Annotated in this window: 12 protein-coding genes; 11 read left to right on the forward strand and 1 reads right to left on the reverse strand. The window is 60.4% G+C overall.

Annotated elements, in window-relative coordinates:
* Positions 1 to 11 precede the first annotated feature (11 nt).
* From ACQZ6J_RS15870 to ACQZ6J_RS15915, 10 genes are all read left to right on the forward strand, one after another.
* The gene (locus ACQZ6J_RS15870) at positions 12 to 1256 is read left to right on the forward strand and encodes an ABC transporter substrate-binding protein (RefSeq protein WP_449084760.1); all 1245 of its coding nucleotides are present in this window, start codon (positions 12 to 14) and stop codon (positions 1254 to 1256) included.
* Positions 1257 to 1337: 81 nt separating this feature from the next.
* A complete protein-coding gene (locus ACQZ6J_RS15875; RefSeq protein WP_449084761.1) occupies positions 1338 to 1817 on the forward strand; it encodes a VOC family protein in 480 nt (159 codons plus the stop codon).
* A 67-nt stretch (positions 1818 to 1884) separates the two neighbouring features.
* Complete coding sequence (locus ACQZ6J_RS15880; RefSeq protein WP_449084762.1) at positions 1885 to 2640, forward strand: sugar phosphate isomerase/epimerase family protein; 756 nt, start codon at positions 1885 to 1887, stop codon at positions 2638 to 2640.
* 9 nt (positions 2641 to 2649) lie between these two features.
* Entirely contained in the window at positions 2650 to 3846 is a 1197-nt protein-coding gene (locus tag ACQZ6J_RS15885) for a mandelate racemase/muconate lactonizing enzyme family protein (protein WP_449084763.1), read from the forward strand.
* Positions 3847 to 4140: 294 nt separating this feature from the next.
* The gene (locus ACQZ6J_RS15890; protein WP_449084764.1) at positions 4141 to 5217 is read left to right on the forward strand and encodes a Gfo/Idh/MocA family protein; all 1077 of its coding nucleotides are present in this window, start codon (positions 4141 to 4143) and stop codon (positions 5215 to 5217) included.
* A complete protein-coding gene (locus tag ACQZ6J_RS15895; protein ID WP_449084765.1) occupies positions 5217 to 6062 on the forward strand; it encodes a sugar phosphate isomerase/epimerase family protein in 846 nt (281 codons plus the stop codon). Before ACQZ6J_RS15890 ends, ACQZ6J_RS15895 begins: the two co-directional genes overlap by 1 nt.
* A complete protein-coding gene (locus ACQZ6J_RS15900) occupies positions 6059 to 6880 on the forward strand; it encodes an alpha/beta fold hydrolase (RefSeq protein ID WP_449084766.1) in 822 nt (273 codons plus the stop codon). The genes ACQZ6J_RS15895 and ACQZ6J_RS15900 overlap by 4 nt, the downstream gene beginning before the upstream one ends.
* A complete protein-coding gene (locus tag ACQZ6J_RS15905; protein WP_449084767.1) occupies positions 6873 to 7574 on the forward strand; it encodes a ribulose-phosphate 3-epimerase in 702 nt (233 codons plus the stop codon). Before ACQZ6J_RS15900 ends, ACQZ6J_RS15905 begins: the two co-directional genes overlap by 8 nt.
* Before the next feature lie 13 nt (positions 7575 to 7587).
* Positions 7588 to 8547: an ROK family protein gene (locus tag ACQZ6J_RS15910; protein WP_449084768.1), complete on the forward strand. Its 960-nt coding sequence runs from the start codon at positions 7588 to 7590 to the stop codon at positions 8545 to 8547.
* A 232-nt stretch (positions 8548 to 8779) separates the two neighbouring features.
* Complete coding sequence (locus ACQZ6J_RS15915; protein ID WP_449084769.1) at positions 8780 to 10984, forward strand: DUF1217 domain-containing protein; 2205 nt, start codon at positions 8780 to 8782, stop codon at positions 10982 to 10984.
* Between the two features lie 121 nt (positions 10985 to 11105).
* Here the strand turns inward: ACQZ6J_RS15915 and ACQZ6J_RS15920 are convergent, their stop codons facing one another.
* Complete coding sequence (locus tag ACQZ6J_RS15920; RefSeq protein WP_449084770.1) at positions 11106 to 11879, reverse strand: SDR family oxidoreductase; 774 nt, start codon at positions 11877 to 11879, stop codon at positions 11106 to 11108.
* 136 nt (positions 11880 to 12015) lie between these two features.
* On the opposite strand from ACQZ6J_RS15920, the gene ACQZ6J_RS15925 reads away from it, so the two are divergent.
* A complete protein-coding gene (locus ACQZ6J_RS15925; RefSeq protein WP_449084771.1) occupies positions 12016 to 12954 on the forward strand; it encodes a LysR family transcriptional regulator in 939 nt (312 codons plus the stop codon).
* Positions 12955 to 13001: the final 47 nt, after the last annotated feature.

Genomic DNA, 13001 nt, shown 5'->3' on the forward strand with positions numbered 1-13001 from the left:
GGGAGGAACGCATGCTGAAAAACTGGAAAAAGGCATGGCTGCTGGCGACCATCGCCATCTGCCCGAGTATGGTTCACGCCGAGGATCTGGTCATCTACCAGAAATGGTCGTCGCCGGCGGAAGTGGCTGCTCTCAACGTCCTGAAGAAGGCGGCAGAGGAGAAGGGGATCAAGTGGATCGATATCACCATCCCGCATGACACCGGCTCGAACGTCAACCTCATGAATCTGGTGACGGGCGGCCAGCCGCCGAACGTGTTCTCGGAGAACAATCCGGGCGTCTACCGCGATCTGACGAATATGGGCCTCGGCCGACCGCTGACCGACGTCTTCAAGGCGGATGGCGCGCTCGACAAGTTTCCGTCTTCCGTCGTCCAGTCGATCACCGTCGACGATCAGATCATGAAGATACCGCTCGGCATCCATGTCGACGGCATGCTTTACTACAATATCGAAGCGGCCAAGAAGGCGGGCGTCGATCCTGCGAAATGGACGTCGCTGGACGAAATGTACGCCGATTTCGACAAGATCAGGAAAGCCGGCATCGTGCCGCTGGCACTCGGCGCCCAGCAATGGCAGGTCGGCTATCTCACCCACGCTTTGGTAGCGAGCATCGGCGGCGCCGACCTCTTTACGCGGATCTACGGGCCGAAGCCGGACGCAGCGGCCCTCGATGCGCCGGAGCTTCGGACCGCGTTCGAGTGGCTGCGCAAATTCCAGCAGGCCGCCGATCCGGGTTCCGTCAACCGCGATTGGAACATGACCACCAATATGGTGATCGAGGGGCAGGCGCTCATGCAGATCCATGGCGACTGGATGAAGGGCGAGTGGCGCGCGGCGGGCAAGGAAGCCGGCAAGGATTTCGGCTGCGTCCAGATTCCCGGAGCAAAGGCCTTGTCGATAACGGTCGATGCCTGGGGCCTGCTCGGCAAGCAGTCTCCCGAAAAGGATGCTGCGGAGGTCGAATTCGCCAAGCTCATCGTCGATCCGAAGATCAATGCCGCCTTTGCGGCGGCGAAGGGCTCGACGCCCGTGCGCACCGATGTCGATCCGTCGACGCTGGACGCCTGCTCCAGGAATGTCCTCGATATGCTGAAGGACCCCGCGCATCAGGTGCAGAACCCGCATTCGATGGTCGATGAGGACTGGCAGTCGGCGATATGGGACGTCGCCTTCAACTACTGGAGCAAGCCGGACATGACCGTGGACCAGGCAGTGGCCGCGCTCAAGGAGCAATACCAGGCCATCCTGCAATAATTTCTCCCGAGCTCATGGCCGGTGCCGCGGCAGCGTCGTTGCGGCACCGGCCATGAAACATGAACACAAGGTACAAGCGACATGGATACAAGACTTCTCGATGAAGACGCCGTCATGCAGATCTGCTTCGTCACCGACGATGTGGTGAAGTCCGCGCAATGGTTTTCCGATCTCACAGGCAAGCCTCTGCCGAAGGAGGGCAAGGCTGCCGAACCTGGGGAAGCGCAGGCGATTTATGACGGCAAGCCGGCTGCCGTCGGCTGCCGCATCATGATGTTCAAGTTCGGAAACATCGACGTGGAGTTTCTGCAGCCCGGGCCGGAGAAAAGCGCCTGGCGCGACCTCCTGGAGGAGAAAGGTCCCGGCTGCCACCACATCGCGTTCCGCACCCGCAATCTGACGAAGCGCAATGCCTTCCTCGAAGGCAAGGGCCATCAGCTCCTGCAGCGCGGCGAGTTCCACGGCGGTCATGGCCGCTATGCCTATTACGACACGGTCAAGGACCTTGGCGTCATGGTCGAGCTGCTCGAGTTCGACAATGACAAGGAGCCGCAAGGCTGATTGTTGCCGGCCCTCCTTGGCGGGAGGGCCGCTCACGTTCGATGTTCATCCCCCAGAGAGCAGATCCATGGCCTATCCGATTGCGTATCAACTTTACTCGTCCAGGAATTTCCCGCCGCTTCACGCGCAGTTTCCGGTGCTGAAATCCTTTGGCTACGATGCCATCGAGCCGTGGCTTCCGGCCTATGAAAGCGATCCGGCGCTGTTCCGGCGGCAGATCGACGATGCCGGTCTTCGTTGCTTCGGGTTCCATATGCCGCTGAAGGGACTGGTCGCCGAGCCAAGCCGCTTCATCGAGATCGCGCAGACGCTCGGTGCGACCTATATGATTCCGCCCTTCGTTCCGAAAGAGGAGCGCCTCGACACCGCCGACTACTGGAAGGGGATCGGCGAGCAGCTTGCGCAAGGTGCCGAGCGCGCGGCGCGGCGCGGGTTGAAGGTGGCCTGGCACAATCACGATTTCGAATATGTTCCGCTCGCGGACGGCTCAAGGCCGATCGATCATATTCTCGGCGCCGGCGAGCAGGTCCTTTTCGAGATCGATTGCGGCTGGATCACGCGGGCCGGCGCCGATCCCGCCGAGGAACTGGAGCGTTATGCCGATCGCATCGTTGCCATTCAGACCAAGGACACAGCCCCTCGCGGAGTGACCGCCGATGACGGCTGGGTCGCGACCGGCGACGGCATCATCGACTGGGCAACACTCGCGCCGCTCTTCCGCAAGACCCGGGCCGACCATATCGTCACGGAGCATGACAATCCCACCGATTGGCGGCGCTTTGCCCAGCGATCGATCGATCACATCCGCTCGGTCGGTTTGTAGGGGCGCAAGGTGAAGATCGTCGATCTCAAATGCGCCGTCATCGGCTCGAGCCCCGTCATCCGCATCGTCACCGACGCCGGCATCGACGGCTACGCACAGGCGGAGACATGGAAGCCCTTTCTCAAGCCCTATGTCCTTGCCTTTCGGGACGCGCTCGTCGGGCAGGACCCGACGGATGTCGAGCGTGTCATGCTGCGCATCCGGCAGCGTGGCGGCTTCAAGCCGTGGGGTGCGGTCGTCAGCATCATCGAAATGGCGCTGTGGGACATCGCCGGCAAGGCGGCCGGTCTGCCGGTCTACAAGCTTCTCGGCGGCAAGGTGCGCGATCGGGTTCGCGTTTATAATGGCGCAGTCCGTGAACCATTGGCGGGCTTCATGCCGGAGGATTATGCCGCAAATTGCCGCGCGATGAAGGCGGCGAGGGAAGGCTTCACCATCGTCAAGCAGCCGATCGGGTTTCACAGCCGCATGCGGGTCGAGGTGCCGGATTTCTTTTATGGCGATCCGGAAGCCGGCGGGATGCATGGCGCCCATGATCGCGGCCTGCTCACCGAACGCGGTCTCAAGCACATGGTCGCCTGCGTCGCCGCCATGAAAGAGGAGCTGGGCGACGAGATCGGCCTGGCGCTCGATTGCGGTCCCGGCTGGACCGTGCCGGATGCGATCCGCTTTGCGAAAGCCGTGGAGCCGTTCAACCTCGTCTGGCTGGAAGACATGCTGACCGGCGATTATTCGCCCTTCGTCAATGCGGATGTCTATCGCGATCTGACGGTATCGACCTCGACGCCGATTCACACCGGCGAGCAGATTTATCTGAGACAGAATTTCAAGCCGCTTATCGAGACCAAGGCCGTCAATATCATCGGGCCCGACCCTTGCGATGTCGGGGGCATTGCCGAGCTGAAATGGATCGCGGAATATGCTGACCTGCACGGTATATTGATGGCGCCGCACGGAACGGCGAACGGCCTGTTGGGGCTTGCCGCGCTCGTGCAGGTCTGCGCGGCGCTTCCGCACAATTATGTGGCCTTCGAATATACGATCGGCGACCCCTCCTGGTGGTACGACATCGTCGATGGTCTGCCGGACCCCATCGTCGTGGATGGCCACATCGGAGTCTGGGATGCTCCGGGTCTCGGTGTGACCCTCAATGCGGAGAAGGCCAAGCCCTATCTGACCGCCGAGGATAGCGCATTCTTTGATTAGGATGGCTATCCTTCCCTTGGGGCGCTTGGCTTTCGCCAAGCGTCAGGGCCGCGCTTTCGCGCAAGATATTTACGAGAAAAATTGCGCTTGCCTATTTTATTTCTTTTGTAAAAAAATTATAGAAAGAAGAACTGATGACGGTGCCGGCGAGGAGGAAGCAGGCGTCGTTCGCGATCATCCATTTCCCAGCCGGGGAGTGGGAGGTCTCCGGATTGTATTTCCTCCATTGGTAAGCCGTTCTGCCGACGCTTGGACGAGTGTCTGACGGTTGTCGCGGAAATGAAGGAAATATTGATGCCAGCAAAAGACGAAAGACGCCTTCGCATCGGTGTCCTCGGGGCCGGCCAGATCGCCCAGGCGGCGCATTTCGAAAGCTGCACCAAGGCGGCAAATGCCGATCTCTACGCGATCTGCGACGTGGCCGACGATCTGCGCGAGCGAATGGCGATCACCCATGGCGCCGAGAAGACTTACGCCGACTATGACAGGATGCTGGCCGACGCGAATCTCGATGCCGTCATCATCGCGACGGCCGATGCCTTCCATGTGCCTGCTTCCATCAAGGCTCTGGAAGCCGGCAAGCATGTGCTGTGCGAAAAGCCGGTGGCCGTCACCGTCGAGGAATGCCTCGAGCTGAAGGCTGCCGTCGAAAGGGCGGGAAAGACGTTTCAGGTCGGCCATATGAAGCGTTTCGACGCGGGGCTGCAGGCCGCCAAGTCTTTCATCCGGGATGAAATGGGTGAGATGATCGCGCTCAAGGCGTGGTATTGCGACAGCACCCATCGTTATCCGATGACCGATGCCGTCCAGCCGCTGATCGTCAGCAGCGCCAACGCCCGCAAGCCGTCCGTCAATCCGAAGGCGGATCTGCGCCGCTACTATATGCTGGCGCATGGCTGCCATCTGATCGACACCGCGCGCTATTTCGCCGGGGACATCGTTTCTGTCGATGCCCGCCTGTCGGAACGCGCCGGCATCTGGTGCTGGTTCGTCAATGTCGAATTCGCCTCCGGCACGCTCGGCCATCTCGACCTCACCGTGCAGGTGCGGATGGACTGGCACGAAGGCTTCCAGATCTACGGCAAGAACGGCAGCATCCTCGGAAAGACCTATAATCCCTGGTATTACAAGACGAGCGAAGTCGACATCTTCCGGGAGGCCGATGGCATGACGCATCGTATCCTCGGCGCCGACGGCCACTTCTATCGCCGGCAGGTGGAAGGCTTTGCCCGGACCATTCTCGATGGTGCCGCCATGGAAGGCGCCGATATCGACGACGGTCTTGCCTCGGTGCAGGCGATGATTGCAATCGCGCGCTCGGTCGAAAGCGGCAAGGCGGTTGCGCTCGCCGACGTGACGGGCGGTGTATGATGAAGCTCGGTATCTTCGCCAAGACCTTCGAAGGGATCGAGCCTGCGGCGGTGCTCAAATCCGTCGCCGATGCCGGTTTTGCCTGCGCGCAATACAACATGGCCTGCTCGGGTCTGGCTCCGATGCCCGACACCATCAGCACGGAACAAGCGCATGCGGTTAGCGCGGCCGCAGCGGACGCACAGGTCGAGCTTGTGGCCGTTTCCGGCACTTATAACATGATCCATCCCGATATTGCCGTGCGCGAGGCCGGACACCGGAGGCTGGAGGAGCTTGCCAGGCATTGCGCCGGGATGTCGACCGGGCTGATCACGCTCTGCACCGGCACGCGCGATCCCGTCGATCAATGGCGGGCGCACCCCGGCAACGATCTGCCCGACGCGTGGCGTGACCTGCTGCAGGCGATGGAGATCGCCACAGGGATTGCGGAGCGATACGGCGTCGATCTCGGCATCGAGCCGGAACTGGCCAATGTCGTCAATTCTGCGGAAAAGGCGTATCGCCTGATCGGCGAGCTCAAGAACCCCAGGCTGAAGATCGTCATGGACCCGGCCAACCTCTTTGAGATTGCCTCGCTGGACGAGCAGAGAAGCACCGTGTCGGCTGCCATCGATCTTCTGGCCGATCGTATCGTGATGGCCCATGCAAAGGATCGCAATCCCGACGGCAGCTTCACGACGGCCGGCAAGGGCGTTCTTGATTATCCCCACTATCTCGGCCGGTTGAAGCAGATCGGCTTTGACGGCAGTCTGGTGACCCATGGTCTTCGGGCGGAGGAAGCCGCCGGCGTTGCGACGTTTCTTCACGGAATCCTTGCGGAGGGGTCGGCGGGAGGAAAACCATGAGCGGTACTCAGTCTTTTGAGACCAATGATGGAACCCTGCTGAATGTCGATGGGACGGGGACCGGCGCTCCGGTCGTCTTCCAGCATGGCCTGTGCGGCGACGCGCGGCAGACGGAGGAGGTTTTTCCGACCGAAGCGGGCTTTCGTCGCATAACGATCGAGGCAAGGGGGCATGGCCGGTCTGAGGCCGGTAATCCGGAGCGCTTCTCCATCGCCACCTTCGCCGACGATGTGGCGTCTTACATCGAGACGTATCTCGCCGCCCCGGTCGTGCTCGGCGGCATCTCCATGGGCGCGGCGATTTCGCTGCGTCTGGCGATCAAGCGCCCCGATCTGGTCAAGGCCCTCGTCATTGCCCGGCCCGCCTGGCTAACCCGGTCCGCTCCGGAAAACATGGCCCCCAATGCGGAGGTCGGACGCCTCCTGCGGGAGCGCGCGTCGGAGGAGGCCAAAGAGGCGTTTCTCGCCGGTAGCATAGGCCAGCGGTTGGCCACCGAGGCTCCCGACAATCTGGCTTCGCTGCTGGGCTTCTTTTCGCGGATGCCTCATGATGTCACGGCAGCATTGCTGACGGCGATTTCCGGCGACGGGCCTGGTGTTACCGAGGCCGAGGTGCTGCGGATATCGATGCCGACGCTGGTGATCGGACATGACCGCGATGTCATCCATCCGCTCGCCTATGCCCGGCATCTGGCGGAGCAGATTCCAGGCGCGCGCCTCGTGAAGATTGCATCCAAGGCTGAAAGCCGTTCGAACTATATTGCCGATTTCCGCAAGGCGATGGGCGATTTTCTCAAGGACTTGAAAGACAATGACTAATCCCTCCAGAAACTGGATTGCCAATCTTCCCAAGGATCGCCTGATCGGTGAATTTTCCGTCTGGTCCGCGGACCTTTTGCGTCTCGCCGACGATCTTGCCAGGGTCGATCCCTATGTCGACGTTCTCCACGTCGACGTCGCCGACGGTCACTTCGCACCCGCAATGCTGTTCTTCCCTGATCTGGTTGCCGGTATCCGGAAGATCTCGTCGCGCCCGATCCATGTTCATCTGATGGCTGCCGACAATATCCTTCTGTCGCAGATCGAGCAGTTTGCCGATGCAGGCAGCGACCTGATCAGCATCCATCTCGAGAACGAGGCCGTCGCCGATGCGGCGCTGGATCTGCTGGATCGTCGCGACGTTGCGGCGGGCATGGTGCTCAAGGTCGAAACGCCTGTGTCACAGGCTGCGAAATACGTCCCGCGCCTTGATTTCCTGACGCTGCTCGGCACCGCCATCGGCGTCAAGGGGCAGGGACTGGACGAAAAAGCGGGCGATCGGCTGCGGGAGGCCAAGCATCTCATCGATACGTCGGGCGCAACGCACCGGATCGTTCTCGCCGCGGACGGCGGCATCCGCGAACACACGGTTCCGCTGCTTCGCCAGGCGGGTGCCGAAACGGTCGTCCTCGGCTCGCTGGCCTTCAACGCTCCCTCGCTGCAGGAAAGAATGTCGTGGCTGCACGCCCTTTGAGATGGAGTGACGCGTGAGCCGGTTTGCAATCGGGATAGATCTGGGCGGAACGCAGGTTCGTGCGGCGCTGGTCGATGAGCACGGCAAGATCCACCAGCGGCTGGAGGAACGGACGGACGCCGAGGCGGGACCGGATCGCGTGCTTGGCCAGATCGGCGGTCTTACGGAGAGATTGCGCTCAGCCTGCGGTTCTTCCGCCGTCGTCGGTCTTGGGGTGTCGGCGCCGGGACCGCTCGATACGGAACTGGGGATCGCTCTCGACATCCCGACATTGCGCGGTTTTTCGAACTATCCTTTGCGAGAGGAGCTGCAGACGCGCCTGCGGTTGCCGGTGAGCCTCGAAAACGACGGCATTGCGGCCGCCATCGGTGAATGGCAGTTCGGCGCCGGCCTGGGGCTTCGAAATCTCGTTTATGTCACGGTCAGCACCGGTATTGGTGGCGGCGTCATCGCGGACGGGCGGATCTTGCGCGGCCGAAAAGGCATGGCCGGCCATGTCGGCCATATGTCCATCGTCCCCGACGGATTGGTGTGCTCCTGCGGAGGCAAGGGATGTTTCGAAGCCTATGCCTCCGGAACCGCCTTTACCAAACGGGCGCGCGCACGGATTGCCGAGTGCGAGGAAACGTCGCTTGCGCATATCGGCGACGTGCTCGACAGCCGCAGTGTCTTTGCCGCCGCCGAGAGTGGCGATCGGCTTGCCAACGACCTTGTCGACGAAGAGGCGGATATTCTGGGGCGCGGTTTTACGAGCCTCATCCATATCTTCAGTCCGGAAATCGTCATCATGGGCGGCGGCCTCTCGCAGCAGTTCGATCGGTTGCAGGCAGGCATTCAGGCGCATGTCGAGCGATGTGCCATGCCGGCGTTTCGGGATGTCGGTGTCGTTTCCGCGGCACTCGGGCAAAATTCAGGACTTGTCGGAGCGGCTGCGCTTGCGTTCCTCCCGCAGCGATCTGCCGCCGAATCGTGACTGGCAAGCGTCTGGCCTCATCGATTTTGAGCGCAGATTTCCAACCTCCTCTTCGCGGTCTCGGTACCGGCAACCTCCAGGAATCACGAAGGAGAGCTTCCCCATCACGCTCCCCTGTCGCGCGGATTGTGCGAAGAGAATCCCGTAGATTGCCGATCTAGCTTCGCGCAAGGTCTGGTTGCGATTGTATATATGGGGCGAATACTGGTGAACTGCGCTGTGGGGGCGATCAATGATTTCGACGTATCTCGGTTATGTGACCGCGACAAAGGATATGGCATCGACGCTTGCGCGCATCGCCAAGCAGGCGGCTGTCAAGGGTGACCAACAGTATTATGACACGCACATCGGCAAGGTTAAGAACGTCGATGAGTTCCTGAGCGACTACAAGCTCTACAGCTATGCGATGAAGGCCTATGGTCTTGAAGACATGACCTATGCCAAGGCCTTCATGAAGAAGGTCCTGACGAGCGATCTCAGCGATACGAGCAGCTTTGCAAACAAGTTGACCGATAGTCGCTACCGGCAGTTTGCGGCAGCGTTCAACTTTGGCAGCAAGTCAAAGAATCAGGCCGCTCAAAGCGATACACAGAAGAGCGATACCATCGGGCTCTATGAGCAGTCCTTCGCCGACGAGACGACGTTGGCCAAGAAGGAGAGCAAGTTCTACGATACCTGGATCGATAAGGTGTCCAATGTGGACGATATCGTCAACAATACCCGGATGCGGGACTACGTCCTGCGGGCGCATGGAATAAATCCGGATCATATTTCGAAGACGTTTCTAAAGTCCGTCCTTACCAGCGATATCAACGATCCGAACAGTTTCGTCAACACAGCCGGCAACTTCTCCTCGGCGGCGACCCAGGCAACCTATAAGCTCATAGCCTCGCAGTTCAATTTCAATGCCGACGGTACGCTTTCTGCCGCAACCGCGCAAACGGCGCAGCAGAAGGCGGGCATGATCTCGCGATACGACAGCATGGTTCCAAGCCTGCTGACGCCGACTGCGGCCACCAGCAATGACGACTATTACCGCCAGGCGATTACCGAGGTGACATCGCTCAACGAGATCACCGGTGATAACAGGCTGTTCTCCTATATAAAGTCGGCTTTCGGCCTCAGCTCCAAGCTCACGCCGGCGCAGTTCAACCTCGCTTTCACCAATTCCGACTATGCCGCCATAACCGGCATGGCGGATATGGTTTCCCATTTTAATTTCGCGTCCGACGGATCCCTGCCGGCAGGTCAGACCGCGCAGACCGCCCAGGCCATCGACGATATCTCCACGAAGTATCTGACCAAAGCCAAGGACGCCAAGCAGGCCTTGTTCAAAGATGCCGAGAGCCATTACAAAACCGCGGTCGGCGGAATCAAGACGATCGAAGACTTCTTTGCCGCCAACGACAAGAAGAACAAGGATCTCCCGACCATAGAAGATATGGCGCTCCGCGCCTTTGGGATCGATCGGAACGAGGTATCGCGCGATCAATTGCGCAAGATCCTGGAAAGCGATCCCTATGACAGCAAGAGCTATGTCAACTCGCTGAAGGACGAGAGATTCGTCGAGCTCGCCAAGGCATTCAACTTCGACAGCAAGGGCAATCTTCGCGACCCCGTGGTGGCCCTGTCGCAGACCTCGATCAACAGCTTCATCTCCGCCTATTCGAAGGCAAAAACATTCGGGCTGACCGGTGAGATGCGGGACAAAGCGGTCAAGGATGCGAAGGATGCGGCGACCGAATTCAGCAAGTCGATCGCCAAGATCGAAAATGTCGAGGAACTCCTGTCCGACAAGAAGCTGACGGAGTTTATTCTCGTTGCAAACAACATCGATCCCAAGACGGTCGACAAGAACGCGTTGAAAAAGGCCTTCGCCGCCGATCCGGAGGATGCCAAAGGCTTTCTGAACACGCCGGCCGGCCAGCAGTTCAAGGCCATGGTGAACGTCTTCAACTTCGATGCCAAGGGAAACCTGACGACGGCCAAGATCGAATCAGGCCAGAACAAAGGCGCGCGTCTGGCCACCAACGACCTTTATCTTCATCAGAGCCTGGAAACGCAGGAGGGCGCCTCCAACGAAGGGGTCCGGCTTGCGCTCTATTTCCAGCGCAAGGCGTCGCAGGTCAATTCCGTCTACGACATCATGTCGGATCCCGCGCTCTACAACGTGATCAAGACGACCTACTCCCTGCCGACATCCATGTCGAACATGGATGTGACCCGCCAGGCGAAGATGCTGGAAAAGCTTTTTCCTATCAAGGATTTGCATGATGCCGGCAAGGTGGACCATCTGCTGAAGCGCTTCTCCGCCGTCTATGACGCGGCAAATGGCGTGAACACGGCATCGCCGGCTTCCGCCATTCTGACCCGCGGCTCCGGCATTGGCATGAGCGCCGATCTCATGCTGTCTATCGCCCAGCTCAGGTCACGATAGTGCCTTCCGCATTCGCCAGCGGGCGCTGGAATCGAGTTTGGCGGCGCTCTGCGCGCCGCCATGCCTGAGGAACACTTGGACTGAGCCAGTACAGTTGTGGCCGAAAATCGGCCCGCTCCACTTATTTCGTCGTATAGCCGCCGTTGACGAGAATGGTCTGACCGGTCATCCACCAGCCGTCTGAGACGAGGAAGCGGATGTAGGGAACGATATCCTCGATATCGGTGAGGCCTGTCTTCGAGAATTTGGAAAGCGCGGCCGCCCCCTTGTGATAGGCCTGCGCGTCGGCACTTTCCGCGGGGTAGAAGAACGGCGTGTCCATCGGGCCGGGGCCGATCGCCGTCACCGAGATGCCGCGATCGCCGAACTCCTTGGCGGCCGCGCGGGTGAAATGCTCGACGGGCGCCTTGGTGCCGGCATAGCTCGCATAGAAGGGCGTGAAGGCGCCCAGCAGCGATGTGACGAGCGTGCAGACCTTGCCGTTGTCGTTGAGCGACTTGCCGGCTTCCTTGAGGAAGAAGAATGCCGATTTCGCATTGACCGCGCTCATCTCGTCATACTCGGCCTCCGAGATGTCGACGATCGGCTTTTTCAGAACCTTGCCGACCGTGTTGATCGCAATGTCAGGACGGCCGAAGGCGGCGACGGCTTCGGCAAAGAGCTGTTCGACCGCGCCGGCAGTGGTGAGATTGGCCTGGAATGCGGCTGCTTCCGCGCCGGCGGCCTTCACTGCCGCCACCGTCGCATCGGCATCGGCCTTTGTCGCGGCGCTGTTATAGTGGATGGCAATGGCCTTTGCGCCGTGGGCGGCGAAGTCGCGGGCGATCAGGCCGCCGAGGTTCTTGGCGCCGCCGGCAATGATGACGGTTTTTCCCTTGATGGAGTGGTCGGTCATGGATGAGCCTCCTTGGCATGTCGGGACAGCACCGTGCTGCCTCTCATGACCTTCAATGTATCGTCTGGAATTTGCCGATAAAGCGGGCTAATTTGACATCATCTGTCAGAAATAACGGACAATTGGCGGGCCCGGCTTGGATCGTATCGACCTCTTCAGGATTTTTACGCGTGTTGTCGAATGCAGCAGCTTTACCCGAGCGGCGGATACGCTGGGTCTGCCGCGCTCCTCGGTCTCGGCTGCGGTGATCGAACTGGAGGGGCGCGTCGGCGCGCGGCTTCTTCATCGCAGCACCCGCAGGGTCTCGCCGACACAGGATGGTGCGGCCTTTTATGACCGTTGTCTGAGGGTCATTGCCGATGTCGAAGAGACGGAGAGCCTGTTTCGCCGGAGTGACGCCAAGCCTTCGGGCAAGTTGAAGGCCGACGTGCCCGGCCGTATCGGCCGGCTGATCATAGCGCCGTCGCTGCCGGCATTTCTCGATCAGTTTCCGGATATCGACGTGGATCTCGGCGTTACCGATCGGGCCGTCAATCTGGTCGAGGATAGCGTGGACTGCGTGCTGCGCGTCGGGCCGCTTGTCGATTCAGGCCTCATTGCCCGGCCGATCGGGAAATTGCCGCTCATCAATGTCGCCAGTCCCGATTATCTGTCGCGACATGGCGCCCTGCACACGCCAGCGGATCTCGATCGCCATTGGGCGGTGAACTATGCATCGCCCTCGACGGGACGGATCGAGCCTTGGGAATGGATGGAAAATGGTGTCTTGCGCAGCCTGCCGATGCGCGGGCGCGTCACCGTCAACAGCGCCGAGGCTTATATCGCCTGCTGCGTAGCGGGGCTGGGATTGATCCAGAACCCGGCCTACGACCTGCTCCGGCATCTGGAAGCCGGCGAGCTGGTCGAGGTGATGCCGGACTATCGTGCGGAACCGCTGCAGATGACATTGCTCTATCCGCACCGCCGGCATCTTTCTCGTCGCGTTCAGGTCTTTGCCGACTGGCTGCAGGCCCTTTTGGAAGAAACCGTTGTCCGGCAATCGAGCATGTTCGAAAGCAACGCCGTCCGCGTGTGAGCGACAGCACGACGCGGACGGCTTGGTTCCTCGGATCGATCAGATCG

The sequence above is a fragment of the Rhizobium sp. A37_96 genome (assembly GCF_053521765.1).